The organism is Limosilactobacillus reuteri, from assembly GCF_002254085.1.
Lineage (GTDB): Bacteria > Bacillota > Bacilli > Lactobacillales > Lactobacillaceae > Limosilactobacillus > Limosilactobacillus reuteri_K.
In genome coordinates this window covers 1-26,502 of record NZ_NGPY01000012.1, presented here as the reverse complement: position 1 = coordinate 26,502, position 26,502 = coordinate 1, and the positions used below count along the sequence as shown (strand labels likewise).

Sequence of the window (26,502 nt, the reverse complement as noted above, 5' to 3'; positions counted from 1 at the left end):
TCTTATCAATTATTTAGCGTAAAGACTTTAAGCGTTCATCAATCATTGCTAAGACCGCATCAACGTTCTTAGGATCTTCAAGGTCATAACGCTCTAAATCAATTTTCATTTTTGGACTAGCATCGTAATCCTTGTACCATTGCTTGTAGGCACTCCACATCTTGTAATAGTAATCCTTTAACTCTGGATTAGTATCAATTTGCTCGTAATCCCGCCCGCGCTTTTTAATTCGGTATAAGATGGTTTCGAAATCTGTTTCAGAATAAACCATTAAATCTGGTGCGCGCTTAGGTAACTGTTGGAGGTCACTCATCATGTTGTCAAGAAGCTTTAAGTATACTTCTAATTCAGTATCAGTGATGTTTCCCTCGGCGTTATTTTCTCGCGTAAACAAGGCATCTTCGTAGATAGAACGGTCAAGCACGTTGTTATCATCAGTAAGTGCTTGTTTAATCATTGAGAAACGCTTGTTTAAAAAATAAATTTGGAGTAAAAAGCCGTACTGTTTTGGATTTTTATAATACAGTGGTAAAACTGGATTTTCTCCGACTGGTTCAAAAAATGCTTTTGTATGTAAGTGTTCGGCAATCTTTCCAGTTAAAGTTGTTTTACCGACACCAATCATCCCTGCTGTAATAATCACCATAATGGCCCCTCTTTACTTTTTTGTCACAAAAAATATCTTACTACAAAATATTGTGGAATGACACACCCAATTTTACAATATTTGGTGGTTGCCAGATTTAACTTATCGTGGTAAAAGTTATCACATCCACATTGTTAGCGATTATAATAAAAATAGAGATGTGATTAAATTTTAAAAATCTAATCATGTGAAAAATTAATAGTAAGGATGTAACGATGAGAAAAGAAAGTGAAAGTGAGAATCGTGTTCAATTAACAATGGCAAAGCAGCAAGGAACATTGATTGAGGTTCATAACTTGCCTAATGATGATTATTTTAATGTCGGATTTGTTGTTGCCCTCGATCCAGTATTTTGTTTGATGATTAGCATTGACTGGGATGGTAAAATTAACGGATTAATTGCTATTCGGATCAAGAGTATTCTTTATACGGAACGCCATAGTGACTATTTAATGACGGTTTCTGAAAAAACTAAAGTTGCCCATGATCACAACTATTTTGATATTTGGCAAGTGCAAAAATTTATTGATAACCATCCAGAAATTACCCAAGGAAACTTATTGTCAAACCTTCTCAATGATTCCTATGAGAACCGTCTTCCAGTTGTGATTGGCACTGAAAAGTATAAGGGGAGTGATGATTTTACAGGAATAATTACTGATCTCACGCCCATTAAAGTAACGATTCATTACTATAATGATCATGACCTATCCTCATTATGGGAATATGATATTTTGCGAGCAAAGATTGACTATCTCCGTGTTCGTGGAACTCAAATGGCAACCGGGAAACAGATTTTTAATGATATTTTTAACGAAATGTGATTGCAATATGAGTTGAGATAGTTTAAATTAGTTAAATATTATTAACTAGATAAAACTGTTTACTAAAGAGGTTGAACAGCCATGAAAAAGAAAATAACAATTCGTGATTTAGCAAAAGAAGCTGGTGTTTCTGTAACCACTGTTTCGCAAATTTTAAATAATAAAGGTGATCGATTCAGTACAGCAACTCAAGAACGAGTTTTGGCATTACGGGATAAGTATAAATACGTTCCTGATTTTAATGCTCGTAACTTAATTTTAAAGAGTGCCAAGACAATTGGGGTACTAGTTCCTAATATTGCCAACCCGTTTTTTGGTACTTTTGTTGAAGGGGTACAGAGTATTGCTCGTGAAGCAGAATTTATTCCGCTTGTCTTTAGTGCCAACCGTGACCCAAAGCTGGAAAAATATTACCTTTCCCAGATGATTGAACGATCAATTAGTGGATTAGTAATTGCTAGTGCGACGATGACTACCGAGACGATTAAAGAAGTGATTTCTTTTAATGAGATTCCTTATATTTTATTTGACCAGAATCATACGCAGGAGGGTGACCGGGTACAAACCAATGATTACCTTGGTGGTCAAATTGCGGCTAAGCACCTCATTGAACTTGGTCACAAACATATTGCCGTTCTTACTTCTGATAATCCTACTGAAAACTTAAATCACCGAATGAATGGATTTAAAAATATTATTAAAGAAAATAATCTAAGCCTCGATCCTATTCACGATGTTATTCGGGCACCCTTGACAAAGGATGGCGGATATAAAGCGGCAAAAGATGTTTTAGCAACTGGCGCCTCTGCTGTTTTTGCAGCAAATGATGAAATGGCAATTGGGTTGTTGCGAGAGTTACATGAATTAGACATTAAGGTTCCTGAAGACATTTCTGTGATCGGCTATGATAACATCTACTGGGATGATTATGTTTATCCACGATTAACTACGGTGCAACAGCCGATTTTTGACCTCGGTGCGGGAGCTACTAAAATGCTCATTGAACAGATTAGTCATAGTAGTGTTGAAGCCCGTGTGCAAAACTTTCCAGTAAAATTAATTAAACGAGAAAGTACAAGTTCCTATCGTCCAAAATAATATGGTATGATGATATTATCAATTAGATGCCAATTGTTTAAGGAGGAAATAAACAAATGACAAATCAGGTAACAATTGTAGGTAGTTTAAATGTTGATACAACGATGAAGGTTAAGCGGATGCCATTACCTGGGGAAACAATTGCCGCTTTAAGTAAAACTAATGCTGCCGGGGGAAAAGGTGCAAACCAAGCTGTTGCTGCTGCACGTTCAGGCGCTGAAACAGCATTTGTTGGTCAGGTTGGTGATGACGCTGGTGGTAAGATGATGATCAATGACCTCAAGAATAACAACGTCGACACAACTGGGATCCATGTTGACGATCAAGCAGGTACTGGATCTGCAGCCATCTTACTTGATGAAAGTGGCCAAAACAGTATCTTAGTATACGGAGGAGCAAACCAACAATTAAGCGTTAAGGAAGTCGAAGATGCTCGCGATCAAATTGCTGCTGCCGATTTTGCCATTGCTCAATTTGAAACACCACAAGAAGCTACTTTACGGGCATTCCAAATTGCAAAGGAAAATGGTGTAAAGACAATCTTGAATCCTGCTCCTGCTCATGAAATTAATCCTGACCTATTGAAGTTAACTGACTTAATCATTCCAAATGAAACAGAAAGTGCTGCTTTAACAGGAATTATTATTACAGACGAAACTTCAATGCTTATGTCAGCCGCAAAGTTTGCTCAAATGGGTGTCCGTAACTTAATTATTACTGTTGGAGCAAAGGGTGCCTTCTACTGTACTCAAGATGGTTACAACTTCATTCCTGCCTTTAAGGTTAATGCTGTTGATACTACTGCCGCTGGTGATACATTCATTGGTGCTCTTTCATCCCAATTAAAGCCTGATATGAGCAACATCGAAAAGGCAATTGTTTACGCTCAACGGGCAAGTTCATTAGCTGTTCAAAAGCTTGGTGCATTACCATCAATTCCTACTTATGACGAAGTAGTTGCTGCATCAAAGAATAACTAGGTTTAGTTAAATATAAATTAAAAATGGTGAGGCTGAGGAAAGCGAAAACTTTTCTCAGCCTTCTTAGTACCCTTGCACTTTACATGTTGATTTAGTAAACTGTTGGACAAATAATAATGGAGGTTTTCTTTGTGAAAGCAGAATTTATTCTTAAGGTGGTCATTCCGCCGTTTATCATCTTTGCGCTTTTAGTATGGTTGACTGCTGAAAATTATATTTCTGGTTGGGTGATGTACCTTCTCTGGGTAATTGGTTTCGTAGTTGCAAATATCATTGTGACAAAAATTTCTACCCGGTGGAGTATCCAACGAATGCGTGAGAAACGAGCAAAGGAAGAAAAAAATAATGATAAAAGTAATTAAACAGTGGCTATCGAGGGTATTGTTAATTGCGCTAATGCTAATTGCAATTGAAGTTCCCCCGATGGCAGTTAATTTTGCTTTACGTTATTCAAAAACCAATCAGCTTATTGTGGACGGATTTATGGCCTTATTCATCGGTTTAATGTTAGCGATTATTTGGTGGGCACACCGGACATATGAAGCTTATAACCAATTGGGACAGCCGGCGGGAATAAGGGTTGGTTGGATTATCGGTGGTTACCTAGCAATTGTTTTGGGAATGGATATCCTTAGCTACCTCAACCAACTTATTTATCATCAAACTGAGACAGCTAATAACGCGGCATTGGGAAGTATGCTTGGCCATAATCAAGTAATCACGATCGTATTTTGTTTCTCAGCAGTTGTTCTAAGCCCAATTGCTGAAGAATTTATTTTTCGTGGTACATTGACAAATATGTTCTTTAAGCGTGGCAACATCTGGCCGAAAGTTATCCTCTCGGGGATAGTATTCTCTACAGGTCATATGAGTACTAACCCCATTAGCTTTTTGATGTATGCTTATATGGGGATGGCCTTGGCATATGTTTATTTGCGAACGGACGACATACGAAATTCAATTGCAATTCATATGATTAATAATGCGATTGCGATGTATGTTCTCTTAGTTCAAGTTGTCTAAAGTTAATCGTTAAAACCGCTTACGGATGGTGGTACATTATAAGTGTGGAAAGATTAGAGTGGTAAGATCCCCTATATCAATCTAGCACCGAAGAAATTATTAGTAGGCTAGAAGCAACATAAGTGTGACATGAAATCTTAGAGTGAATATTTATGTAATAAGGTCACCAGGGTGCACTAGATTGATGATATAAATGCGACTTTGCGGAAGTTAGAATCAAAAATGAATTAATAATTAGTTACTAAGCAAAGTAGCAGATTCTTTCCGCAATAAACAAAAGAGGCTGGAAATCTTCCGGCCTCTTTGTTATTTTAAAGTGGTAGTGATTTTAGGAGGATAGCGAGATGTTTTTATCAACCGAGGGATTTCCACAAGCTCACCGAATTTTAGGGATTGTTAATGCCACCAGTCATTTGGCGATGCCTACCGAAGCAATTGATTCATTTGAGTCCATGGATCAATTATTTAGTGATGTTCAAGAAAAATTAAAACGGCGGGCCAGTGAAAAAGGCGCAGATGGCGTTGTTGGGGTTCGTTTTACTACCGATGTTGCTAATATGCAGGTTGCACCAAAATTCTTGGTCTTAACCGCATATGGAACAATGATTCAATTTGTTAAATAAGAGCAAATTGAGGATTGCGAATAAAAATACTTGTAATTTTTGATGAGTTCGGTATACTTAATAATGTTACAAAATAGTTAGTGCTTCAGTGGCGGAATTGGCAGACGCGCAACGTTCAGGTCGTTGTATGGTTATCCATGTACAGGTTCGAATCCTGCCTGAAGCATCTGAAAAGCTCGGTAAACATTGATTTGCCGGGCTTCTTTCTTTATATTGAAATAAAACTGCAAGGGAAGGCCAAGATGAAAGCTTTATCAATTTATCCCGAATATGGAATGAAAATCTTAAATGGCACAAAAACAGAAGAATACCGGACATGGACAACTAAATATCGTGGTGATCTTTTAATTTGCAATAGTGCGAAGAAGACACGTGGGGCGGTAGCTGGTTATGCGTTATGTGTTGCTAAGATCACTGGAATTGAGGAACGGGATAATGGTGAACAAAAATACTACGCGTGGATAATTGCTCCATTTGAGGAAGGTGGTTCTTATTGGATTGAACCATTAAAAGTTAAGGGACAGTTAAAATTGTTTAACGTTGATGACCGCTTGATTAAACCTGCACCGTTTACTAATCCTTTCTCAAAAGCTGGTGAGCAATGGTACCAGGAAAAGATTGCTCCCTTAATCTATTAAAATATTTTCACCAACTAACTTATGCGTTATGATAGAAAATAAAAAATGAAGGGGGCAATAGCTTATCGGAAAGATTAGAATTAACAACATGGCATTTAATACTTACAATGGTGTGTTTGCGGAAGAGAAAAAGCTTGGTCAAAAAATTGAAATTGATTGTGAAATGGACTATCCAATTGAAACGATGGTTAAAACTGATGAATTAGAGGAAACTGTCAATTATGCTGATGTTTATGAAACAATCGCGGAGTTTGTTGCCCATCATAACTACAATTTGATCGAGAGCCTTGCTAATAACTTATTACATGAGCTTTTCAAGACATACCCGATGCTTGATGGAATTCGTCTTCGCATCCGAAAGTATAGTGTGCCGATCGCCGGAATTTTCGATAATGTCGAAATTGAAGTAGCAGGGAGCAAGTAATTATGACTGAAGCCTACCTAAGTATTGGCAGTAATATGGGCGACCGGTTAGCGAACCTTCAAAAAGCGATTCAGCTGTTAAATATGCCACCTAAGATTAATATTATAGCAATCTCCTCAGTGTATGAAACAGAACCAGTGGGTGGGGTCAAACAAGATTCTTTTTACAATATTGCGGTTAAGGTTGCAACTGGGTTAACAGCTCAGCAACTCCTTGACCACCTTCACAATATCGAACAGGAGTTACATCGACGTCGGCTCATTCATTGGGGACCACGGACAATTGACCTTGATATTATTGATTTTGGTCATCAACATATTAAAACACCAACGCTAACGATCCCTCATCCAGAAATGGCTAACCGACAGTTTGTTTTATTACCAATGCGCGAAATTACTAATCAAAATGATCCTTATTATCAACAATTGGATCATTTGTTAAATAAGACTCCAGACCATAATTGGCTTAAAAAGATATATGGACGAGAGGTATTTTCATGGACCAACAAAAAATAGCAAAGGCTGTTAAAGATTTATTAATTGCAATCGGTGAAGATCCTGAACGAGAAGGATTAGCCGAAACACCCCAACGCGTTGCCAAAATGTACCAAGAAGTTTTTTCTTCTCTTAATCATCAACCAGAAGAAATGGCCAACTATAAGGTTTTCCATGTTGATGATGTGCCGGAAATGGTATTAGTGCAGCACATACCTTTTTATTCAATGTGTGAACACCATTTGCTTCCTTTTTTCGGATACGCGAATGTGGCTTATGTTCCCAAAGATAAAAAAGTTATTGGCCTTAGTAAAATTCCCCGGTTGTTAGATTTTGTAACGAAAAAACCGGGGATGCAAGAACGCGTTACAACAGATTTAGTAGCCGAGTTGCAACGAATTCTTGATCCAGCCGGGATTGCAGTAACCATTGCGGCCCGCCACCTTTGTATGGAAATGCGGGGTGTGAATAAGGCTGGTCAATTTACTTATACTGATAAGTTTACAGGTCAATTTAAGACTGACCGTGATTTGAAACAAGAATTTCTAAATCAAACGAGGAATTATCGTGCAGACCTATGAACAAATTAACGCGGGCTTTAATCGCCAAATGCTGGGAGGACAACGGAATCGGGTAAAATTTTTGCGACGAATTCTTACTCGTTTAGGAAACCCTGACCAGCGATTTAAAATTATCCATATTGCGGGGACAAACGGAAAAGGCTCGACTGGGACAATGTTAGAACAGGGGTTGCAAAATGCTGGCTACCGGGTCGGCTATTTTAGCAGTCCTGCTTTGGTAGATGATCGGGAGCAAGTTAAGGTTAATGACCATTTAATTAGTAAAAAAGATTTTGCAATGACTTACCAAAAGATCACCGAACATTTACCCGCTGATCTTTCGCCTGATGATATTACCATTTTTGAGTGGTGGACCTTGATAATGCTGCAATATTTTGCAGACCAAAAAGTGGATTGGGCAGTCGTTGAATGCGGTTTAGGCGGTCAAGATGATGCAACCAATATTATCAGTGCGCCTTTTATTAGTGTGATAACGCATATTGCCCTTGACCATATACGGATTTTGGGCCCAACGATTACCAAAATTGCCCAGGCCAAAGCAGGAATTATCAAGAATGGGACTAAGCAAGTATTTTTAGCGCCGCACCAAGAAAAAGACGCTCTCACAATTATTAGAGAAAAGGCTCAACAGCAAAGAGTAGGATTAAAGCAAGCAGATGCCCAGTCAATTGTTGATGGGAAAGCAATCCTGAAAGTTAATCATAAAATTTATAAAGTTCCTTTTAATTTATTAGGGACTTTCCAAAGTGAAAATTTGGGAACTGTTATCAGTGTATTTGCCTTTCTTCGCCAGCAGGGCCTTGTTACATCTTGGCAACCTTTACTATCAACGCTTGCGACGGTGAAGATTGCTGGCCGAATGCAGAGAATTACGGATCATCCTCTTGTTATTCTGGACGGAGCACATAATCCTGATGCAGCCAAGCAACTTACCAAAACTATCTCTACGTTCCCTCATAATAAAATAATTATGGTTCTTGGTTTTCTCGCTGATAAAAGTATTAGGCAGATGGTTAAAATTTATCAGCAAATGGCAGATGAGATAATAATTACTACTCCTGGCCATCCGACCCGCGCTCTTGAAGCAAGTGCGTTAAAATCAGCTTTGCCTCAAGCGATTATTGCTGATAATCCCCAAAAAGGGTTAGTGATGGCAAAAAAGATTGCGGAGCCGAACGATTTAATTGTTGTAACGGGTTCTTTTTATACGATTAAAGATATCGAGGCTAATTTAGATGAAAAATAATTTTATTATTGCAACCCATAATATTCATAAAATTAAAGAAATTGCAACCATTCTAAACTTTTACCACCAACATGGTGAGGGGTATCGAAAAAAGTTACCGCAACAAACCTTTCCTCCTGAATCAACAGTGAGCTATGAAGGAAACGCAAAGGAGAAGGCCCTCTTTATCAGTCAACAACTACCGGCAGCAAAAATAATTGCCGATGATTCTGGCTTAGAACTTCCGGCTTTTCCTGGAAGATACGGGGTGCAGACAGCGCGAGAATTGGCGCAAGAAGTTCCTAATGGTGATTTAAATGATTACTTGATCCATTTAGTCGATGGTAAATCCCGACAATTTATAATGAAAACAACAATTGCCCTGGCGATAAACAATCAAGTAGTTAAAATTGGGCACGGTCAATTGAAGGGGACAATTGCTCATGCCGAACGTGGAGTCAATGCGACGGGCTTTGATCGGATCTTTATTCCAGCTGGCGAATCACGAACACTTGCCGAAATGGACCTGCCGACCCGCATATCTTATTTACATCGTGCACGGGCTGTTAAAAATTTATTAGATCAATTAGGAGAATGAAATGAAAGTTACTGAAAAGTTAGTTACTAAAGACCATTCTGAATTAGTGTCCGCAATCTTAGCTGACCAAGTTAATCGGCACCAGCAGCTTTTATTAACCTGGGATTGTCCAGATGTGGAGATGGCTGGGATGGTGGAGCAATTTATCCGTCATTTCGATATCCCTGTAGCTTGTGTTGAAAAACGCGTCGAATTTTCTTTGCCGCTCCTTTCCTTAAAAGAACTAATAGCGTGGGTGAAAGAGCGGTGGGAGAACGACCAAGAATTAATTGCTTCTCTTGAGCAGGTTTACCATCGTCACCAGATTATTTGGCGTGCAGGCCGGTTTACTTTTGATCTAACAGAGCAACCGGTGATTTATGGAATTTTAAATGTAACTCCTGACTCATTTTATGATGGGGGTAAATTTCAATCCCACTCCGCTATTGCTAGTCAAATTGCTAAGATGGTGGCAGCTGGGGCAAACGTAATTGAAGTCGGTGGGCAAACTACGAAACCGGGTGGCTTTAAAGAGGTTGATCCGGAAGAAGAAATTGCGCGAATTATGCCGGCTATTCAGCTTCTTCGTGAAAACTATCCCCAGATTGCGATCGCAGTTGATACGTATAAACTCCCAGTAATGGCAGCGGCAATTAAGGCCGGAGTAGATATTATCAATGATGTGCAGGCATTTAATTCAAAACAAAAACTAATTTTGATGGCTAAGGCAAATGTTGGAATGGTAACGATGCATAGCAGCCGAACCCATGACTATGATAACCTTACCGTAGCGATGCAGAAATTCTTTGAACACAATCTTGGGACAATAGCGGCTGCTGGTATTGATCTTGAACGAGTGATTTTAGATCAAGGAATTGGGTATGCAAAGGTTGCTGACGGTTACCAGGATTATGCGATGATGCGCAACATTGATCAGCTCAATTACCTCCAGCGCCCAATTATGGTTGCGATCTCCCGAAAAGGTTTTGGCCAAAAATTATTTAATCTAGCAAAAGAAGACCGTCTCGGCGTAACATTGATTGCTGAGACAGCAATGTATTTGCGAGGCGGTCGTGTTTTACGAGTTCATGATGTTGAGGAAACTAGTCAGTTAGTAAAAATGATTGACACTATTGAAAATAGTTATTGGTTTAGATCCACCAGCAGCCAATCCCAAAGGCAATAATAAGGGCAATAAAAAGTAAGGCTGTTAGATAGGGATTGCCAAATGTTTCCCGTTTAAGGCGGAAAGCAGTTTCCATTAAGATATAGATTAGAATTAAAAAGATGATCCATACTAGGTTGCTCAGAAGCTGAGTTTTAAAATGAAGAAAGGTGTGGACAATCGAAGCAGTCAATAAAAGGAAAAAGAATAAACGGCTTAATTCAAGCCAGTTAGTCACTTTCCGTTCAATTTTGGCATGGAGACCAGTGGTAGTAGTGAAAATCAAAATAATGATTAGGACCGCCACTATTATTTTTAACATATGGGTAAACTCCTTTCGGCTTTGATTTTAGCATTAATGAAAGAAACTGACTATATGCTTTTGACTTGAAAATATAATAAAAAAAGTGTATGGTACGTATATTGCTTGCGTAAAAATAAATAATATTTGAGGTGAAATCAAGTGGCAGATTTTGAAATTGGCGATATTGTAAAAGGAAAGAAATTCGGTCCCCTCGAACATGAATTTTCTGGTGTTGTTGAAAAGGTTTATACTAATTCAATTATGGTATCTATCCAAGATTTTGATCCGTCTGATAAAAGCGGGGTTAACGAATTAAATGGCCGCGCTGTTATTCGCCAAAAAGAAGCTAAGATGGTAAAAGCTGTTCCTCGTGAAGAAAAAAAGGATGACGAGGAAACAGCAGAAGATGCTAAATCTTCAAAAAAATCTTAAAAACAGATGACAAATAATTAGAAGAGGTATATACTAACTAAGTGTTGAACTTAGTTAGTTAATGCGGGTATAGTTTAGTGGTAAAACTCAACCTTCCCAAGGTTGCGTCGCGAGTTCGATTCTCGTTACCCGCTCTTATAAAAAAGCTGAGGCTGAGAGAAAATTTTCTCCTAGCCTCAGCTTTTTTAGATCTCAATCTTAGCTAAAACTTGATGCATCGCTTCAGCAGACTGTTGCATCTTTTTAACTTCATCTGATGTTAACGGATATTCAACGACCTGACCGATTCCTTGACTATTAATGATGGCAGGCGTTCCTAAGTACAGGCCCTTAATTCCGTACTGCCCATCAAGCGGAGCCGAAATCGGCAGAACGAGATTACGGTTTTCGATGATTGCCCGTGTAATATACGAGAGGCATTTAGCAATCCCGTAGAAAGTAGCCCCTTTATTGGCAATTATTTGACTGCCAGCTTCGTGAACTACTTTTTCAATTTCGCTTTTCTCAGTATTTGAAAGGGCAGTAATTGTGTTGAGGGCTTTTCCGCCGATTGTGATTTCATTAAAGGCCGCGAAAGAAGTATCACCATGTTCGCCAAGCATTAGGGCATCAATGACATTGACTGATAGGTGTAATTTCTTACTTAAGAGAACTCGCAGCCGCATTGAATCAAGAGAAGTTCCGGTCCCGATAACGCGTTCTTTAGGAAAACCGCTGATTCGCTGCGCAATTGTTGTAAGGATATCAACGGGATTGCTCGAGATAACGAAAACGCCAGTGAATCCACTTTTGACAATTGGTTCAATAATTGACTTAAGAATCGTAGTGTTTTTATTAACAAGGTCTAAACGTGTTTCACCAGGTTTACGGGGAATCCCAGCCGTAATAACAACTACGTCAGCATCAGCAGCATCTTCATAGGTTCCCGCATAAATCTTTACTGGGTTCGTCAGGGGTGTAATATCAGCAAGATCAGCCGCATCTCCAACTGCTTTTGACCTTGTACGATCCACCAGTACCAATTCATCAACTTCATTTGTTGACTGCAATAATGAAAATGCAAATGATGAGCCGACAGCCCCGTCACCTATTAATACAACTTTGTGCCTATACGTATCAAGCATCAAAAATTCCTCCTAATGCAGCTCCTTTTGCGCATCCCAATGATTAATTGGCCCAAATTTATGACCAACCGTTAATGGATTTGCGATCGCTGCGTAAACGGCATCTTTAGCCTTTGTTACTGCTATTTTAACATTATTTCCCTTCGCAAGCTCGGCAGCGATGATCGCGGAGAAGCTATCCCCGGTTCCATTCAATCGATCTGTCTTAACAAAAGGTTTTTTGAGCCAGAAGCTATCACCGTCTTCAAGAAGAACAAAGTCATCAACAGTTGTTTGGCTATCATCATTATGCGCGCCCTTAATCACCACATTTTTTGCCCCTAAGTCTTGAAGATAATGAGCTGCTTTAACCCGTTCTTCATCTGTGGTCATTTCAATTCCTGTTAATTTTTGTGCTTCATAGAAATTAGGGGTAATAACAGTTGCAAGGGGAATAATTCGTTCACGAAATAGTTCATAGGCGGATTGTTCAAGCAACATTGCACCGTGCTTAGTAATAATCACAGGGTCAACAACTAACGGGCCAAAATGTTCAGGCGAATAGTTATCAGCAACGACATTAATTACATCGTCATTAGCAAGCATTCCAGTTTTGGCTGCTTTGATGTCAAAATCTTCACTTAATACCTTAAACTGTTCGGCAATAAATTCTTGTGGCATTACTTGGGAAGAGGTGATCCCGTAAGAATTTCCGGAAACAGCGGCAGTTAAAATACCGTGACCATATACGCCATCCGCAAAAAAGGCATGAAGGTCAGCGGGCATTCCAGCACTCCCGTCCGAATCGTGACCTGCAATTGTGACAGCTTGAATTGTAGGATTTGTCATAAATAACTCATCAACCTTTCATTATTATTTAATAATAATAATTGTAACATATAATAAGTAAGAGAAAAGCAATAACTCACCCTTGTAGATTAGTCCTTGTTTTTAAATCTAAATTTGTTATAATAATTGGGTATGAAAATAGGATTTGAGGAGTAGTAGCATTTTGAAATCTACAGCGACCCTTTGTTGATGAGAGTTAGGGGCTTTTTGATTTGTGAAGGCGTGCCTCAGATATTTCAATTAAATCAATGAATGAGTGGAATTCTAATTCAATTAGAGTGGTACCGCGGGTAAATCTCGTCTCTAGTAAGCATAATGCTTATTAGGGGCGTTTTTTTATAAGTATAAGGAGGAATATATATGAGTGATAAGCAACAAGTTGCAGCTGCATTGGCACAAGCATTGCCAGAGATGGATGTTAAAGAAATTGAAGCTAAGATTGAACGGCCAAAAGATTCTAGTAATGGGGATTATGCCTTCCCAACATTCTTTTTAGCTAAGGCCTTACATAAAGCACCGCAAATGATTGCAAGTGAATTAGTTGAAAAGGTTGACCAAGACGGTTTTGAAAAGGTAGTTGTTGCTGGTCCATATATCAACTTCTTCCTTGATAAGGCGCAAGTTGGTGCTAAGATTTTGCAAACGATCTTAGTAGATCCTGAACATTATGGTGAGATTGACCTTGGGCACGAAGCTAACGTTACAATTGATTATTCATCACCAAACATTGCTAAGCCTATGGGAATGGGACACCTTCGTTCAACCATGATTGGTGAAGCCGTTGCTCGGATTCTTGAAAAAGTTAACTACAACTTAATTCGGATTGATTACCTTGGTGATTGGGGTACGCAATTTGGTAAGTTAATGGCGGCTTATGAGATGTGGGGAGACGAAGCAGAAGTTAAGAAGAATCCGATTAACACTTTGCTTAAGTACTATGTGCGGATCAATAACGAAGCTGACGAACATCCAGAATACACTGAAGCAGGTCGTAACTGGTTTGCTAAGCTTGAACATGGTGACGGAGAAGCATGGCGGCTTTGGCACTGGTTCCGTGAAGTTTCTCTTGAACGGTTCCAACGTGTTTACAAGATGCTGGATGTAAACTTCGACTCATTTAATGGTGAAGCTTTCTCTGCTCAAAAGATGGAAGAACCTATCCAATTGTTACGGGATAAGAACTTATTGAAGCCTAGTCGGGGTGCAGAAATTGTTGACCTTGATGAATATAACTTACCACCATTACTAATCATCAAGAGTAACGGAACGACAACTTACATCACTCGTGATTTGGCAACGGCGCTTTTCCGGAAACGGATGTATGGCCATGCTAAGTCCCTTTACGTTGTTGGTGCTGAACAAGAAACTTACTTTAAGCAATTACGTGCAGCCTTAAAGGAAATGGGCTTCAACTGGTGGGATCAAATTGAACACATCTCCTTTGGTTTAATGAACTTAAACGGTAAGAAGATGTCTACGCGGAAGGGTAATGTTGTTTCCCTTGAAGACGTATTGAACGATTCCATTGATTTAGCGCGGAAGCAAATTGCTGAAAAGAACCCTGACCTTGAAAACGCTGATGAAGTTGCTAAAGAAGTTGGTGTTGGTGCCGTTATCTTCCACGATTTAAAGAATTACCGTCGGAATGCTGTTAACTTCAAGCTTGAAGATGTTGTTAAGTTTGAAGGTGAAACTGGTCCTTATGTTCAATATGCTCGTGCTCGTGCGGAGAGTATCTTACGTAAGGGTGGCATCCGGGACTTTAGCGATGTTGACTTGACAAAGGCCGGTGCTGAAGCTTGGGAATTAATCAGCTTCCTTGGTCAATACAGCGAAGCAATCAAGCGGGCTGCATTAAACTACGATCCGTCAGTAATCGCTAAGTATGCCCTTGAATTGGCTAAGAAATTTAACCAATACTACGCTCATACTCGGATTCTTGATAAGGATGAAGCTCAACCAGCACGGTTAGCTCTTACTCAAGCAGTTAGTGATGTGCTTAAATCAGCTCTTGATTTACTTGATATCAAGGCACCAGATGAAATGTAATCGTTACTGCAGCTAAATATTATTGTGAAGAGACTTGAGAGAATCAGTTTTTCTCCAGTCTCTTCTTTTAATTTCTGGTAAAGCTGACGGAGAAAATAGCTTACCATTTATCAAAATGTGATAAAATAATTGTCAGCTTTTTGAAATGAAAATGGAGATTTATTAATGAATCGTGAACCACAATCTAATTCAGATTTGAAAGAGCGAATCATAAAGTGGTTAAAAAAGACTTGGGCATCATTCCAAGTTTGGTTTAAACACTATTGGCAGCTCTTTGTTGCGATGCTGAAAAAATTCTGGCATCGTTATCAATTAACGCGATGGATCATTGTTATTTTTCTGGGAATTTTCTTGATTACCAGTATCCATTTGACGTTTGTTGCAAAAACTGCAGATGTTAAAAATCTTAAGAACCGGTTGCAGCGACCCACAATGATTTATGACCGTAGCAATCAATCGGCCGGGAGCCTATATGCTCAAAAGGGAACTTATGTGGAACTAAAAGATATTTCCTCAAATGTCCCTAACGCGGTCCTCTCGACTGAAGATCGGAACTTCTATCATGAACACGGTTTTTCAGTCAAAGGGTTAGGTCGGGCTGGCTTCTTACTAGTGAAAAATAAACTTCTTCACCGGGATTATATCTCTGGTGGGGGTAGTACTTTAACACAACAGCTGGTTAAGAATGCCTTCTTAACGCAACAACAGACTTTCTCTCGTAAGGCCCGGGAGATCTTTATTGCGGTTGAGGTAGAAAACCAATACAGCAAAAATGAGATTTTAACAATGTACCTCAATAATGCCTACTTTGGTCATGGGGTATGGGGAGTTCAAGATGCGGCCAAGCGTTACTTTAATGAAAACGCCAGTCAGCTAACGGTACCCCAAGCAGCTACCCTGGCCGGAATGCTGACGTCACCAGGGATGTACGACCCAGTAGAACACCCAACAGCGACGAAGCAACGACGGAATATGGTTCTTCAGCTGATGGTTGAAAATCACAAGCTGAGTCAAAGTGCGGCGGATCAATATAAGCAAACACCGTTGAATATTACCAACGGCTACGTGCCAAATGATAGTTATAAGTACCCGTACTTCTTTGATGCGGTCATTGCCGAAGCAGAAAGCCGTTATCATATTTCAGAAAAAGATATTATGAATAACGGTTATCGGATTTATACTACCCTGGATCAGGATCAGCAGCGGTCAATGCAGCAAACTTATGACGATGATGATAACTTCCCGCAGAACTCAGCCGATGGCACAATGGTTCAATCAGCCTCGATTGCGATGAATCCGAAAAATGGGGGAATTACCGCGGTCGTTGGGGGCCGTGGGAAACATGTCTTCCGTGGCTTTAACCGCTCTACGCAGATGCGGCGCCAGCCCGGGTCGACGATTAAGCCGATTGTTGTATACACGCCCGCCCTAGAGCATGGATATTTCTATGATTCAACGCTTCAAGATAAGAAACAATCTTATGGAACTAATAATTACACGCCAAAGAACTACGATGATACCTATAGTGGGACAGTGCCGATGTATAAGGCCCTTTATGAGAGTCTTAACGCTCCAGCAGTCTGGTTATTAAATAAGATCGGGGTCAATCATGGTTATGACATGGCAAAGAAATTTGGCTTACCAGTCGAAAAAGGTGATAAGAACCTTGCATTAGCCCTCGGGGGAATGACGCGAGGAGTATCACCGCAACAAATGGCCCGTGCCTATGCAGTCTTTGCCAATGATGGGTTGATGCCATCCCCGCACTACATTACCAAGATTGAAGATGCCTCTGGAAAGGTGATCGCCAAAAATGATGGTAGCAAGAATAAGCGGATCATTTCTGGTAAGACGGCCAAAGAAATGACCAGTATGCTGATCGGTGTATTTGACCACGGAACTGGTGAAACGGCCAAACCAAGTGGCTATACGCTTGCCGGTAAAACGGGGACTACAAACTCAGGAGTAAAAGGCGATGATTCTAATGATCGTGATAAGTGGATCGTCGGTTATACGCCTGATGTCGTGGTTGCAACCTGGGAAGGCTATGATGATACAAATCAAAGTCATACCCTAAACGATATTTCTGAACGGAGCATTAACTACCTTTACAAGAATGAAATGAGTGCGATTTTGCCAAATACTGCTGGAACCAAATTTACGGTTGAAGATGCGCAAACACGGGCAAATGAAAAGACAAAGGGTTCCTCTAAAGGTTGGGGATCATTCCTCAAAGATGGAGGCGACTTTGTAAATAACTTCAACCAATCAGTAAATAATTTTGGTAATAAGGCGAGTCAATGGTGGAGTAATGTTCGATCGCTTTTCTAGGAGAATATGATACAATTAATCTAAGAACGAAATAAAGGAGACTTTTACATGGTTGTAAATATTTATGATACTGCAAATGAACTTAGTCGCCAATTGCGCGAAACTCAAGAATATCAAGGATTACAAAAGGCTTTTGAAGCATTAAAGGCTGATAGTGATACTTTTGACACCTTCAAAAAGTTCCAACAAGCTCAAGCAGATGCTCAACACAAACAAATGACTGGTCAACAACCAACTGATGATGAAATTAAAAACATTCAAAACCTTGCCAAGGAAGTAAGTGGCAAGAAGGTGGTCCAAGACTTGATGAACCAAGAACGGCAAGTTGATAGCATGCTTCAACAATTGAATAAGACAATTACAAGTCCAATTCAAGAGCTTTACAGTGAAGTAATGCCAAAGATGCCAGGACAAGAATAATTAATTTATTACGATACGAGTAAGGGGCTGGGAGAAAGCATAATTTTTCTCAGCTCTTTTATTGTTAAGAGGACAAACTATGAGATTTATTCATACAGCCGATTTACACCTTGATAGTCCCTTTTTAGGATTGGCTTCGATGCCAAAACCATTATGGGAACGCGTCCATTCATCGACATTTGCTGCCTTTCAAAGGATTGTTGACGATGCAATTGCCTTAAAAGTCGATTTTGTTTTAATTAGCGGGGATATTTATGATCGTGATCAGCAAAGCATTGTCGCTACTGATTTTTTTATCAAACAGTGTGAACGACTTAATCAAGCCCATATTCCAGTCTATTTGCTTTATGGTAACCATGATTATCAAATTGTCCAAGATGCAGGAGAACTTCCCGCAAATGTTCATGTTTTTGGTAATCGCGTAATGACCACCACCCTTACTTTGGCAACTTACGATACTGTGGCTATCTCGGGCTTTAGTTATGATCAACGATGGCTTCAAGAAGATCAAGGGAAGAAATATCCACCTAAAAGAAACGAAACTTGGCACATCGGGATGCTTCACGGGGCAGTCCGGCAAAGTCAAGATAATCACTATGCTCCGTTTACGATTGATGAATTAATCGCTAAAAATTATGATTATTGGGCACTTGGCCATATTCATAAGCACCAAATCTTGAATGAGGAACCGCCTATCGTTTACAGCGGTAATCCACAGGGCCGGCATAAAAATGAAGCCGGGCAGCATGGCTACTATTTAGTAGAAAGTCAGGGCAATAAACTTGTGCCGCAATTTAAACCAGTTGCAGAAATTGAATGGACCAGTCTAACTGTTAATGCTTTACCAACTAATGATCTTGTCGAAATGGAGCGATCCTTGTCACAAGTAATTGATGGTAAGCTGAAAAAAGAACCTTTTCAACTGGTAGAACTTACGATTGCTAACATTGGGCAACTTTCGCCAACGATTCGGCACTTACTTGCAAATGGGGATGTCCTTGAACACCTGCAGGAACAAAATGCAGCTAATGATAAATGGTGGGTCTATGACTTCTTGCTCCACCAGCAAAATTCGTTGCCATCAATGGCTGATCTAGATGAACGGTATTGGCAACAAGCCGCCCAAAAAGTATTTACTCCTGCTAATATTGCAGAATTAACGAAAAGCTTAGCACGGGATGCTGATTTAGCAGCTAAGTTGACGAGCCTTGATCTTCAGCAATTGAAGCAAGCAACGACCCAATTATTGCGGCGGGAGGATTAGAAGATGAAAATAAAAAAAGCCCATATCGATGGCTTTGGCAAATGGCATGATCAAGATTTCGATTTTACAGCTAATCCCCAAATAATCTATGGCCCTAATGAAGCCGGAAAGACAACCTTGATGGCCTTTCTTGTTAGTATTTTATTCGGCTTTGCGGATGGTCGGGGAAAGAACCGGTTTTCCCAGTATATTCCGAAGACTACTTCTAGTTATGGGGGAAGTTTATTAGTTGAGATTAATGGTCATGATTACTTGATTAAACGGCAACGCGGGCGGAACGGTGGTAAGGTTAGTGTGACTGATTCACAAGGTCGTCAAGGTGGTGAGCAAGAATTAAAACAACTGCTTGGCACAATGGATCGGTCGCTCTATCAAGCACTTTTTAGTTTTGGTCAACGGGACTTAACGGTTGTAGATGAACTTAATCGGGATGAATGGCAACAACATTTGCAGCAACTAGGGGCGGTTGGCAGTGCACAGTGGGACCAGTTGATCAGTCAATACCAGAAACAAGCTGACCATCTCTATAAGCCACGGGGACGGAAATGGCCGCTCAATCAAGACCTCCATCAATACGCGGATTTAACGGATAAAATTAATCGAGTACGAAATAAATTTCAACGTTATCAAGATCTGCAGGCAAATTTGCAAGCAAACAAAGAAAGATTACGGCAAGCACAGGCAGAATTGCAAAAACAACAGCCGCTTTTGCAAAAATTAGAACATTTACAGCAGTTGTGGCCAGTTTACCATGAATGGCAACATAGCCACCAAACTCGGCCGCTTGCTGACTATTTAACTGATCAGCAGGTTGCAACGGCCCAAGAGCTACAAGTGAGGGAAAAGGAACTTCGCCGCCAACAACAGGTCTATCAACAGCGCTTGGCAAGTATTGACCATCAGGCTCCACAAGCAATTAAGCATTCGCCACACAGCATGCCGGAACTTCAACGCCTTAAGGAGCAAGCAGTTGAATTACAAGCAGAAGAGGCTTTGCAACACCGGCAACAAACGCAAGCTAATCAGTGGCAACAGGAATTAACTGCAATTAGAACACGCTACCACCATCCCTTGCCAACGCCATTAACCCCACAGGAAAAAGCAGAACTTGCCCGACTTCTTAATGTCCAACCGCTTTCTCGGGCAAACGCTAGCCAGTCAACCGGAGACTCTTCTCGAACCGCGATGATCGGAATTGTCGGCGGTTTTATCCTTTTTATCATCGGGTTGTTAGCGAATGCTACTTTTATTACCGCTATCGGAGCAATTACGGCCTTTGCGACAGTTATGTATCTTTATTATCAACGCCAAGGAAATCATCCTGCTCCAGTAACGACCGATTCCCAAGCGATCATGGCATTCGGTCAAAAACACGGCTTACAGGATTTCCCGCCTGATCAATGGCTATTAATGCAGGGGGATTTACAACGAAACGCCGAATTAGCTGCCCAACTCCAAACTGTCAGACAAGATCAGCAAAGATATGACCACCAGCTTGCCATCTTTAACCAACAATTGCCACCGGCTTTGCAAAATCTGACACTGGCAACTGTTAGGGCTAAATTAGATGATTTGCTGGAACAAAGGCAACAAGCTCGCCAAGATATCCAAGCAAATACCCGGGAAAAAGCAACGATTGCTAATAATTTAGCCCGGCTCAATCAAGACTACAGTAAAATTTATCAGCAAAAAATGGCGATTTATCAGCAAGCCGGGGTGCATGATGATAACCAATTTACCCAGTACTTAGCAAACCGTTCTGCAGCGCAATCCCAAGCCTTGGCATCAGATGCCTATGGACAACAATTGACCGCCGAAGACCGCCAAGCCCTTGCTGCATACGCGAACAGGGATGAGCTAATGACGGCTTTATCGAAGACTCGGCACCATCTTGACCAGCTCAACCTAACAATCTCCCAAACCCACGAGGAGATTCAAAAAGATAAAGTTGCAATTGATAGCTTAGTTGAAGATGGAACCCTCAGTAACCTTGAACAGGAACGGGCTAACCTAGCCGCTAAGATTTGGTATGAAGTACAAGAATGGTTAAGGTACCAATTGGCGATACAATGGGTTAATAAGGCTCTTGCAGGAGCTTCATCCGATCGTTATCCCGCAATTATTCGGCAGGCAGAGCAATATTTTGCCTTGTTAACTGATCACCGTTATCCCCAGATCGACTTAACGACGGACGGGATCAAGGTTGTGCGGAAAGATCAAGAAGTCTTTTTAGTGGAAGAATTATCGCAAGGAACGGCTGAACAGCTGTATATTGCGCTCCGGCTTGGCTTTGTCACTGTGATGAGTGATCAAGCCAACTTCCCGGTAATTATTGATGATGGATTCGTTAATTTTGATAACATTCGGCGGCAACGAATGCTGGCCTTGCTAGAAAAAATTGCTGAGAAGAATCAAGTTATCTATTTTACTGCTGATGACCGAATTAAGGACCTTGACGTTAAAATTCTTGACCTGCAAGCATTCAAACGTGAATAAATTATGAAGATGGTATAAACATTTATTTATGAGACTGGCACGAAAAAATAAGTGTGGTATATTGGATGAGTGAAGTTATCGAAAAAATATTTTGTTTAAGGATGTGTTTCTTACATGAAATCCAAAAAGTTAATTGCTATCATCGCGGGGGCAGCATTGATGATGCCACTTGCTGCTTGTGGAAATAAGGCAGTCGCTACTACTAGCGGTGGTAAAATCACTGAGAGCGAATACTACAGCAGCATGAAGCAAACTAGTGCTGGTAAGCAAGTGCTTCAACAAATGATCTTAGATAAGGTCTTGGAGAAGCAATACGGTAAAGAAGTTAGTGATAAGCAAGTTAACGCGCAATACAATACCTACAAGAGTGAGTATGGTTCTGACTTTAATGCTTATCTTCAAAGTCAAAACTTAACTGAAAAGTCATTGAAGCAACAAATTCGGTCAAACTTACTCTTGACTGCCGCTGCTCGTCACTACTCCCACATCACTACTAAGCAGATCAATAAGCAATGGACCAAGTACCAACCTAAAGTTCAAACTGCGACGATCCTTGTTGGTAGTAAGTCCGATGCTGAAGATATCATTAACCAATTAAATGACTCCAGCAACAAGTACAAGACTTTCAAGAAGCTTGCTAAGTCCAAGTCAACTGATAGTCAAACTAAGAACAACGGTGGTAAGCTTCCAGCCTTTGATAATACTGACAACCAACTTGACTCAGCTTACAAGAAGGCTGCCTTCAAGTTGAAGACTGGTGAATATACTACTACCCCTGTTAAGACTGATGACGGTTACCAAGTAATTTACATGATTGAACACCCAGCTAAGGGTAAGAAGAGTCAACACATTAATGACTTGAAGAACCAAATCGTTCAAGAAAATATGAACAACCAAAACTTTATGCGGAAGGTTGTTTCAAATGTCTTGAAGAAGGGTAACGTTTCAATTAAGGAAAACGATGTTAAGAACATTCTTGATGATTACCTTAACTCCAGCGCCACTACTAGCAGCTCTAGCAACAGTAGCAGTAGTAGTTCCAACAAGTAAATAGGGTATAAAAATAAGGCTACGGAAAATTTCCGTAGTCTTATTTTTTACTTCTTCTTTTCATTTGAATCAATTTTGAGCACATCAAGAATAACCTGAATGCGGTCTAGCCGGGGTTCAGTCTTGAATTTCCACTTCTTAACATCGCGTTCGACATCGTTAATAAACTTTTGCACCCCCGGGATCGCAGCCTGTAGTTCATCGATGCTGTTCTTCAACTGTGAGACTTCGGTGCTGAGCCGTTTGAATTCCTCTTGAATTTCTTTTAGCCGTTGCATAACTAGTCTTCTTTCATTTGAGCGATGATTGATTGTTGGATTTCTTTGTACTTTTCATCGTTGTAGTTACCAGAATTGTCCTTAAAAATCATCTTAAAATCATCATCACTAGTGTATCGTGGAATCAAGTGGAAGTGGGAGTGGAAGACAGATTGGTAAGCGACTTCACCGTTGTTGTTAACCACGTTCATCCCCTTGATGGCCGGGTTAGAAGCCTTGACTGCCCGGGCAATCTTTGGAATACGGGAGAATACTTGAGCAGCGAGATCAGCATCGTAGGCAAATAAATCGGGAACGTGCTTCTTAGGAATGACGAGGGTGTGACCAGGAGTTCCTTGGGAAATATCAAGGAAGGCCTTTACAACGTCATCTTCATAGACTGTGTAGCTAGGAATCTCACCGTTAATGATTTTGCAGAAAATACAATTATCGTCCATATTAATCGCTCCTTTTGAAGATTAAACTTATCCTAAGTATACCGAAAAAATCGCGTTCGTGCATGATTTAGTAGAAGAAATAACCTATGATATAATAAAAAGATATGACTAAGCAATCAATAAGAAGGGATGAATAATGGCTTTAGAGATAAATAAACTTGTTGGTGGATATTCCCAAATTCCTGTGTTGAAGGATGTCAGCTTTGATGTCCAACCAGGTGAATTAGTTGGTTTGATCGGACTAAACGGTGCCGGAAAGTCAACAACGCTAAACCACGTTATTGGCTTGCTGCGACCATTTTCAGGATCGATTAAAATTAATGGTCTTACTATCCAGGCTAATCCGGAAGAATATAAAAAACAGATCGCCTATGTTCCCGAAACGCCAATTCTTTATGATGAATTGACCCTCCGTGAGCATATTGATTTAACGATTATGGCGTACGAGTTAGACCACGATGAAGCATGGCAACGGGCGACAAAATTATTAAAACTTTTTCGGCTTGATAATAAGCTTGACTGGTTCCCCGCAAACTTTTCTAAGGGGATGAAGCAAAAGGTAATGATCTGCTGTGCCTTTATGACGAAGGCTAAGCTGCTGATTGTCGATGAACCATTCTATGGGTTGGACCCCTTGGCTGTTCACGACTTGCTAGACTTGATTGAGCAAAAGAAAAAGGAGGGCGTCGCGGTTTTGATGTCGACCCACGTTCTTGATACGGCGCAACGGTATTGTGACCGCTTTGTCCTATTGGCAGATGGAAAGGTCCGAGCACATGGAACTCTCGATGAATTGCGAGCTGCTGGGGATCATGCCGGCGAATCCTTAGATGAGATTTACTTGCATCTTGCAAAGGGTGATCGTGATGAATAAGTTATTTAGCAAGCGTCGCAGTCAACACTTTATGCTCCTACTGCGTTACTGGCGACTAGTCTTCAATGACCACTTTGTTATCGCCTTATTTTTCCTGTTCGGGGCCTTGGCGTATGGCTACTCCCAATGGCTGCCAACCTTGGGACCGCATGAATGGTGGACCCGGTTGATCTTGATCGGCTGGTTTACGGTCATCGCCCAAATCGGTCGGCTTGCAACCCTGATCAAAAAGCCGGACCCAGTCTTTCTCTTGCCGCAAGTTGAAGGAATCCATCGTTACCTTAACCAAGCGACTTGGTATAGCTTGATCTTGGCGGAAATAGTGACAGTGGTCGGCGCCTTTATTGCCCTACCGTTCGCGTTAACAACGGAAAAGCTTAGCAGTGCCGAGATTGTGACGATCTTTTTAGTCGCCATTGTCAATAAGGCCGATTGGATGCACGTGGCCCGTAAATCGTTGAGTTTGCGCTGGGGTGATCAACAATGGCGGACCCGGTTAGAATACTGGGTAAACCCGCTCCTCGCTTCAATCGCAATGTGGCTGGTTAATCCCTGTGTCGGCCTTGTCGTGGCGGTGATCTTATACTTAGCGGTAATTATTTATTATCGTGATCTCGCCGTTAATTGGCGGATTGCCGTTAAGGCGGAACAAGATCGGATGTACAGTGTCTACCGTTTCTTTAATCTCTTTACCGATGTGCCAAGTGTTCAAGGAAATACCAAACGGCGGAAGTGGGCAGATGGCTTGATTCGCTGGCTAAGCAAGGATGGCCAACCATGGTCTTACTTATACGCTCGCGCATTTGTCCGGAGTACCGAAGTGAGCGGGATTGTCAGTCGGTTGACCCTACTAGGAATGGTGATTGTCTTCTTACTGCCAGCAGGTTGGCTAAGTACTCTGGTGGTCGTGCTCTTTATCTACTTGATCGCGACCCAGCTAATGCCACTTTATGACCAGTATGAATCGAATGTCTTTACCCACATCTATCCGATCCCAGCTAGTCAGCAACAGGCAGACTTTAAGCAGCTGTTAACCAAGGTGACGGCGCTTGAAGCACTATTGATCGCTCTTGCTAGTATCAGTTGGCAGCTGAATGTCGGTCAGATGGTAATTAATCTTATTATTGCGGCAGTCGAAGTGGTCTTATTAAGTCGTTTCTACTTCAATGTCAGAGTCAAAAAACTAATGAAATGAGGATTTTAATCTATGCGTGTTAAACATAAAAAGTGGGCTGATCCATTAATTGCTGCCCATCCAGAACTAATGATTGATGATGCTACTCAATTTAAGGGTAAGTGGCAATCACGGTTTGCCAAAGAACAGCCCCTCCACTTAGAAGTAGGGATGGGGAAAGGTCAATTTATCATTGGCATGGCGAAGGCTCATCCCGAAATCAACTTTATCGGTCTTGAAATTCAACGGACCGTTGCGGCAATCGCCCTCAAAAAAGCGCTTGAGGAAGACTTGCCAAACCTCCAATTAATTTGTGGAGACGGGGAAGACTTGCAAGAATACTTTGAGGATGGGGAAGTCGCTAAGATGTACCTTAACTTCTCTGACCCATGGCCGAAGAAACGGCATGCTAAACGGCGGTTGACTTACAAGACTTTCTTAGCAACCTATCAACAGATCCTCCAAGATCAAGGGACAATTGAACTCAAAACTGATAACATGGGTCTCTTTGAATTCTCACTGGAAAGCATGAATAACTACGGAATGATCTTTGATGGCGTCTGGTTAGACCTGCACCATAGCGAAGAAAATGAACATAATGTTGAAACCGAGTATGAGCAAAAATTTGCGGCGAAAGGCCAACCAATCTATAAGCTAATTGCTAATTTTAAGTAAAATACTAGTCAGTAAGTAGACGGATACTTGCTGACTAGTATTTTTGGATATCTGTCAACTGGTATGGTTGACTAAAAATACTTCCTATGAAAATGTAGGGGGTATTTTTTTATGACGTCGTTTGTAAAATTAAGTTAGAAAAAATAAAAAGCCATTTGTGATAGACTTTTGAATATCCCTAATCAAAAGAAAGGCAATCACAAATGACCTATAAACATCTTACCACACGTGAATTAACTCTCATAGCTGATTTTTGGTATCAAGGTACTAAAGCTTATCGGGCTGCTAAATTACTTCAGCGTAGTCAAGAAACCATCTATCGTGTTTATCGTTTCCTCAATGACGGTAAAACCATCGACCAATATCTTCAGACTTATCAGCGACATAAGCGTCGTTGTGGTCGGAAGCAGACCCAACTGCCAACTATCGAAGTTAACTATATCCATGCGCAAATCAAGGCAGGTTGGA

29 protein-coding genes, 2 tRNA genes and 1 pseudogene are annotated in these 26,502 nt (G+C 40.7%); 26 read left to right on the top strand and 6 right to left on the bottom strand.

Translation table 11 applies throughout. The features are described from left to right. Nucleotides 1-13 precede the first annotated feature (13 nt). Complete coding sequence (locus CBG10_RS03700) at nucleotides 14-646, bottom strand: deoxynucleoside kinase (RefSeq protein ID WP_003664204.1); 633 nt, start codon at nucleotides 644-646, stop codon at nucleotides 14-16. Between the two features lie 215 nt (nucleotides 647-861). On the opposite strand from CBG10_RS03700, the gene CBG10_RS03695 reads away from it, so the two are divergent. The 14 genes from CBG10_RS03695 to folP all read left to right on the top strand — a co-directional run bounded on the left by CBG10_RS03695 (nucleotide 862) and on the right by folP (nucleotide 10,319). Then, nucleotides 862-1,470, top strand: a complete 609-nt coding sequence (locus CBG10_RS03695) for a hypothetical protein (protein WP_019251768.1) — start codon at nucleotides 862-864, stop codon at nucleotides 1,468-1,470. An 81-nt stretch (nucleotides 1,471-1,551) separates the two neighbouring features. Beyond that, entirely contained in the window at nucleotides 1,552-2,568 is a 1,017-nt protein-coding gene (rbsR, locus tag CBG10_RS03690; protein WP_094502736.1) for a ribose utilization transcriptional repressor RbsR, read from the top strand. Between the two features lie 56 nt (nucleotides 2,569-2,624). Continuing rightward, the gene (gene rbsK, locus CBG10_RS03685; protein WP_094502735.1) at nucleotides 2,625-3,548 is read left to right on the top strand and encodes a ribokinase; all 924 of its coding nucleotides are present in this window, start codon (nucleotides 2,625-2,627) and stop codon (nucleotides 3,546-3,548) included. Between the two features lie 116 nt (nucleotides 3,549-3,664). Beyond that, nucleotides 3,665-3,910, top strand: a complete 246-nt coding sequence (locus CBG10_RS03680; protein WP_003668533.1) for a hypothetical protein — start codon at nucleotides 3,665-3,667, stop codon at nucleotides 3,908-3,910. Then, a complete protein-coding gene (locus tag CBG10_RS03675) occupies nucleotides 3,894-4,571 on the top strand; it encodes a CPBP family intramembrane glutamic endopeptidase (RefSeq protein ID WP_094502734.1) in 678 nt (225 codons plus the stop codon). Before CBG10_RS03680 ends, CBG10_RS03675 begins: the two co-directional genes overlap by 17 nt. Nucleotides 4,572-4,915: 344 nt before the next feature. Further along, nucleotides 4,916-5,194: a heavy metal-binding domain-containing protein gene (locus CBG10_RS03670; RefSeq protein WP_003664194.1), complete on the top strand. Its 279-nt coding sequence runs from the start codon at nucleotides 4,916-4,918 to the stop codon at nucleotides 5,192-5,194. A gap of 82 nt (nucleotides 5,195-5,276) precedes the next feature. Then, nucleotides 5,277-5,360, top strand: a tRNA-Leu gene (locus tag CBG10_RS03665). Between the two features lie 76 nt (nucleotides 5,361-5,436). Further along, complete coding sequence (locus CBG10_RS03660) at nucleotides 5,437-5,832, top strand: ASCH domain-containing protein (protein ID WP_029507798.1); 396 nt, start codon at nucleotides 5,437-5,439, stop codon at nucleotides 5,830-5,832. A gap of 64 nt (nucleotides 5,833-5,896) precedes the next feature. Continuing rightward, a complete protein-coding gene (folB, locus tag CBG10_RS03655) occupies nucleotides 5,897-6,256 on the top strand; it encodes a dihydroneopterin aldolase (RefSeq protein ID WP_094511685.1) in 360 nt (119 codons plus the stop codon). A 2-nt stretch (nucleotides 6,257-6,258) separates the two neighbouring features. Further along, entirely contained in the window at nucleotides 6,259-6,771 is a 513-nt protein-coding gene (gene folK, locus CBG10_RS03650; protein ID WP_094511684.1) for a 2-amino-4-hydroxy-6-hydroxymethyldihydropteridine diphosphokinase, read from the top strand. Further along, a complete protein-coding gene (gene folE, locus CBG10_RS03645; RefSeq protein WP_003664184.1) occupies nucleotides 6,753-7,331 on the top strand; it encodes a GTP cyclohydrolase I FolE in 579 nt (192 codons plus the stop codon). The genes folK and folE overlap by 19 nt, the downstream gene beginning before the upstream one ends. Next, nucleotides 7,318-8,577 (top strand): bifunctional folylpolyglutamate synthase/dihydrofolate synthase, encoded by a 1,260-nt coding sequence (locus CBG10_RS03640; RefSeq protein WP_094507963.1) that lies wholly within the window; start codon nucleotides 7,318-7,320, stop codon nucleotides 8,575-8,577. The genes folE and CBG10_RS03640 overlap by 14 nt, the downstream gene beginning before the upstream one ends. After that, nucleotides 8,567-9,154 (top strand): non-canonical purine NTP pyrophosphatase, encoded by a 588-nt coding sequence (locus tag CBG10_RS03635; RefSeq protein WP_094507961.1) that lies wholly within the window; start codon nucleotides 8,567-8,569, stop codon nucleotides 9,152-9,154. Before CBG10_RS03640 ends, CBG10_RS03635 begins: the two co-directional genes overlap by 11 nt. A 1-nt stretch (nucleotide 9,155) precedes the next feature. Continuing rightward, a complete protein-coding gene (gene folP, locus CBG10_RS03630; RefSeq protein ID WP_094511683.1) occupies nucleotides 9,156-10,319 on the top strand; it encodes a dihydropteroate synthase in 1,164 nt (387 codons plus the stop codon). On the opposite strand, the gene CBG10_RS03625 is transcribed toward folP, so the two are convergent. After that, complete coding sequence (locus tag CBG10_RS03625) at nucleotides 10,285-10,620, bottom strand: hypothetical protein (protein ID WP_019251437.1); 336 nt, start codon at nucleotides 10,618-10,620, stop codon at nucleotides 10,285-10,287. The genes folP and CBG10_RS03625 overlap by 35 nt on opposite strands. 141 nt (nucleotides 10,621-10,761) lie before the next feature. On the opposite strand from CBG10_RS03625, the gene CBG10_RS03620 reads away from it, so the two are divergent. Both CBG10_RS03620 and CBG10_RS03615 read left to right on the top strand, forming a co-directional pair. Continuing rightward, the gene (locus tag CBG10_RS03620; RefSeq protein ID WP_003664174.1) at nucleotides 10,762-11,034 is read left to right on the top strand and encodes a hypothetical protein; all 273 of its coding nucleotides are present in this window, start codon (nucleotides 10,762-10,764) and stop codon (nucleotides 11,032-11,034) included. 63 nt (nucleotides 11,035-11,097) lie between these two features. Continuing rightward, a tRNA-Gly gene (locus tag CBG10_RS03615) sits at nucleotides 11,098-11,168 on the top strand. Between the two features lie 51 nt (nucleotides 11,169-11,219). On the opposite strand, the gene CBG10_RS03610 is transcribed toward CBG10_RS03615, so the two are convergent. Both CBG10_RS03610 and thiD read right to left on the bottom strand, forming a co-directional pair. Beyond that, the gene (locus CBG10_RS03610; RefSeq protein ID WP_094511681.1) at nucleotides 11,220-12,158 is read right to left on the bottom strand and encodes an L-lactate dehydrogenase; all 939 of its coding nucleotides are present in this window, start codon (nucleotides 12,156-12,158) and stop codon (nucleotides 11,220-11,222) included. Nucleotides 12,159-12,170: 12 nt separating this feature from the next. Beyond that, complete coding sequence (thiD, locus tag CBG10_RS03605) at nucleotides 12,171-12,986, bottom strand: bifunctional hydroxymethylpyrimidine kinase/phosphomethylpyrimidine kinase (RefSeq protein WP_003664171.1); 816 nt, start codon at nucleotides 12,984-12,986, stop codon at nucleotides 12,171-12,173. A gap of 360 nt (nucleotides 12,987-13,346) precedes the next feature. On the opposite strand from thiD, the gene argS reads away from it, so the two are divergent. The 6 genes from argS (at nucleotide 13,347) to CBG10_RS03575 (ending at nucleotide 22,596) form a co-directional block, all read left to right on the top strand. Further along, nucleotides 13,347-15,035, top strand: coding sequence for an arginine--tRNA ligase (gene argS / locus CBG10_RS03600; protein ID WP_094511680.1), 1,689 nt, complete (start codon nucleotides 13,347-13,349; stop codon nucleotides 15,033-15,035). Nucleotides 15,036-15,200: 165 nt separating this feature from the next. After that, nucleotides 15,201-17,366 carry a PBP1A family penicillin-binding protein gene (locus CBG10_RS03595; RefSeq protein WP_094507949.1) on the top strand — a complete coding sequence of 722 codons (2,166 nt, stop codon included), beginning with the start codon at nucleotides 15,201-15,203 and terminating at the stop codon, nucleotides 17,364-17,366. Nucleotides 17,367-17,414: 48 nt separating this feature from the next. Continuing rightward, nucleotides 17,415-17,786 (top strand): YlbF family regulator, encoded by a 372-nt coding sequence (locus tag CBG10_RS03590; RefSeq protein ID WP_094502723.1) that lies wholly within the window; start codon nucleotides 17,415-17,417, stop codon nucleotides 17,784-17,786. Nucleotides 17,787-17,865: 79 nt separating this feature from the next. Beyond that, nucleotides 17,866-19,050: a metallophosphoesterase family protein gene (locus CBG10_RS03585; RefSeq protein ID WP_094511679.1), complete on the top strand. Its 1,185-nt coding sequence runs from the start codon at nucleotides 17,866-17,868 to the stop codon at nucleotides 19,048-19,050. A 3-nt stretch (nucleotides 19,051-19,053) separates the two neighbouring features. Further along, nucleotides 19,054-21,546, top strand: coding sequence for an ATP-binding protein (locus CBG10_RS03580; protein ID WP_094511678.1), 2,493 nt, complete (start codon nucleotides 19,054-19,056; stop codon nucleotides 21,544-21,546). A gap of 114 nt (nucleotides 21,547-21,660) precedes the next feature. Beyond that, nucleotides 21,661-22,596 carry a peptidylprolyl isomerase gene (locus CBG10_RS03575; RefSeq protein WP_003675786.1) on the top strand — a complete coding sequence of 312 codons (936 nt, stop codon included), beginning with the start codon at nucleotides 21,661-21,663 and terminating at the stop codon, nucleotides 22,594-22,596. A gap of 47 nt (nucleotides 22,597-22,643) precedes the next feature. On the opposite strand, the gene CBG10_RS03570 is transcribed toward CBG10_RS03575, so the two are convergent. Together CBG10_RS03570 and CBG10_RS03565 are read right to left on the bottom strand one after the other, a co-directional pair. Then, entirely contained in the window at nucleotides 22,644-22,874 is a 231-nt protein-coding gene (locus CBG10_RS03570; RefSeq protein ID WP_019251392.1) for a hypothetical protein, read from the bottom strand. A gap of 2 nt (nucleotides 22,875-22,876) precedes the next feature. Next, nucleotides 22,877-23,311 carry an HIT family protein gene (locus CBG10_RS03565; RefSeq protein ID WP_094507943.1) on the bottom strand — a complete coding sequence of 145 codons (435 nt, stop codon included), beginning with the start codon at nucleotides 23,309-23,311 and terminating at the stop codon, nucleotides 22,877-22,879. A gap of 136 nt (nucleotides 23,312-23,447) precedes the next feature. Here CBG10_RS03565 and CBG10_RS03560 point away from each other — a divergent pair, with 136 nt between their 5' ends. From CBG10_RS03560 to CBG10_RS03545, 4 genes and pseudogenes are all read left to right on the top strand, one after another. Next, complete coding sequence (locus CBG10_RS03560) at nucleotides 23,448-24,185, top strand: ABC transporter ATP-binding protein (RefSeq protein WP_094507941.1); 738 nt, start codon at nucleotides 23,448-23,450, stop codon at nucleotides 24,183-24,185. Continuing rightward, nucleotides 24,178-25,380, top strand: a complete 1,203-nt coding sequence (locus tag CBG10_RS03555; RefSeq protein ID WP_094507940.1) for an ABC transporter permease — start codon at nucleotides 24,178-24,180, stop codon at nucleotides 25,378-25,380. The genes CBG10_RS03560 and CBG10_RS03555 overlap by 8 nt, the downstream gene beginning before the upstream one ends. 12 nt (nucleotides 25,381-25,392) lie before the next feature. Then, nucleotides 25,393-26,034: a tRNA (guanosine(46)-N7)-methyltransferase TrmB gene (gene trmB, locus CBG10_RS03550; protein ID WP_035156976.1), complete on the top strand. Its 642-nt coding sequence runs from the start codon at nucleotides 25,393-25,395 to the stop codon at nucleotides 26,032-26,034. 203 nt (nucleotides 26,035-26,237) lie between these two features. After that, a pseudogene (locus tag CBG10_RS03545) lies at nucleotides 26,238-26,502 on the top strand (IS30 family transposase); the annotation flags it as partial.

Coding starts and splice junctions, on each gene's coding strand:
- CBG10_RS03700 (WP_003664204.1), bottom strand. CDS start 646: ATGGTGATTATTACAGCAGGGATGATTGGTGTCGGTAAAACAACTTTA.
- CBG10_RS03695 (WP_019251768.1), top strand. CDS start 862: ATGAGAAAAGAAAGTGAAAGTGAGAATCGTGTTCAATTAACAATGGCA.
- rbsR (WP_094502736.1), top strand. CDS start 1,552: ATGAAAAAGAAAATAACAATTCGTGATTTAGCAAAAGAAGCTGGTGTT.
- rbsK (WP_094502735.1), top strand. CDS start 2,625: ATGACAAATCAGGTAACAATTGTAGGTAGTTTAAATGTTGATACAACG.
- CBG10_RS03680 (WP_003668533.1), top strand. CDS start 3,665: ATGGAGGTTTTCTTTGTGAAAGCAGAATTTATTCTTAAGGTGGTCATT.
- CBG10_RS03675 (WP_094502734.1), top strand. CDS start 3,894: ATGATAAAAGTAATTAAACAGTGGCTATCGAGGGTATTGTTAATTGCG.
- CBG10_RS03670 (WP_003664194.1), top strand. CDS start 4,916: ATGTTTTTATCAACCGAGGGATTTCCACAAGCTCACCGAATTTTAGGG.
- CBG10_RS03660 (WP_029507798.1), top strand. CDS start 5,437: ATGAAAGCTTTATCAATTTATCCCGAATATGGAATGAAAATCTTAAAT.
- folK (WP_094511684.1), top strand. CDS start 6,259: ATGACTGAAGCCTACCTAAGTATTGGCAGTAATATGGGCGACCGGTTA.
- folE (WP_003664184.1), top strand. CDS start 6,753: ATGGACCAACAAAAAATAGCAAAGGCTGTTAAAGATTTATTAATTGCA.
- CBG10_RS03635 (WP_094507961.1), top strand. CDS start 8,567: ATGAAAAATAATTTTATTATTGCAACCCATAATATTCATAAAATTAAA.
- folP (WP_094511683.1), top strand. CDS start 9,156: ATGAAAGTTACTGAAAAGTTAGTTACTAAAGACCATTCTGAATTAGTG.
- CBG10_RS03625 (WP_019251437.1), bottom strand. CDS start 10,620: ATGTTAAAAATAATAGTGGCGGTCCTAATCATTATTTTGATTTTCACT.
- CBG10_RS03610 (WP_094511681.1), bottom strand. CDS start 12,158: ATGCTTGATACGTATAGGCACAAAGTTGTATTAATAGGTGACGGGGCT.
- thiD (WP_003664171.1), bottom strand. CDS start 12,986: ATGACAAATCCTACAATTCAAGCTGTCACAATTGCAGGTCACGATTCG.
- argS (WP_094511680.1), top strand. CDS start 13,347: ATGAGTGATAAGCAACAAGTTGCAGCTGCATTGGCACAAGCATTGCCA.
- CBG10_RS03595 (WP_094507949.1), top strand. CDS start 15,201: ATGAATCGTGAACCACAATCTAATTCAGATTTGAAAGAGCGAATCATA.
- CBG10_RS03590 (WP_094502723.1), top strand. CDS start 17,415: ATGGTTGTAAATATTTATGATACTGCAAATGAACTTAGTCGCCAATTG.
- CBG10_RS03585 (WP_094511679.1), top strand. CDS start 17,866: ATGAGATTTATTCATACAGCCGATTTACACCTTGATAGTCCCTTTTTA.
- CBG10_RS03580 (WP_094511678.1), top strand. CDS start 19,054: ATGAAAATAAAAAAAGCCCATATCGATGGCTTTGGCAAATGGCATGAT.
- CBG10_RS03575 (WP_003675786.1), top strand. CDS start 21,661: ATGAAATCCAAAAAGTTAATTGCTATCATCGCGGGGGCAGCATTGATG.
- CBG10_RS03570 (WP_019251392.1), bottom strand. CDS start 22,874: ATGCAACGGCTAAAAGAAATTCAAGAGGAATTCAAACGGCTCAGCACC.
- CBG10_RS03565 (WP_094507943.1), bottom strand. CDS start 23,311: ATGGACGATAATTGTATTTTCTGCAAAATCATTAACGGTGAGATTCCT.
- CBG10_RS03560 (WP_094507941.1), top strand. CDS start 23,448: ATGGCTTTAGAGATAAATAAACTTGTTGGTGGATATTCCCAAATTCCT.
- CBG10_RS03555 (WP_094507940.1), top strand. CDS start 24,178: ATGAATAAGTTATTTAGCAAGCGTCGCAGTCAACACTTTATGCTCCTA.
- trmB (WP_035156976.1), top strand. CDS start 25,393: ATGCGTGTTAAACATAAAAAGTGGGCTGATCCATTAATTGCTGCCCAT.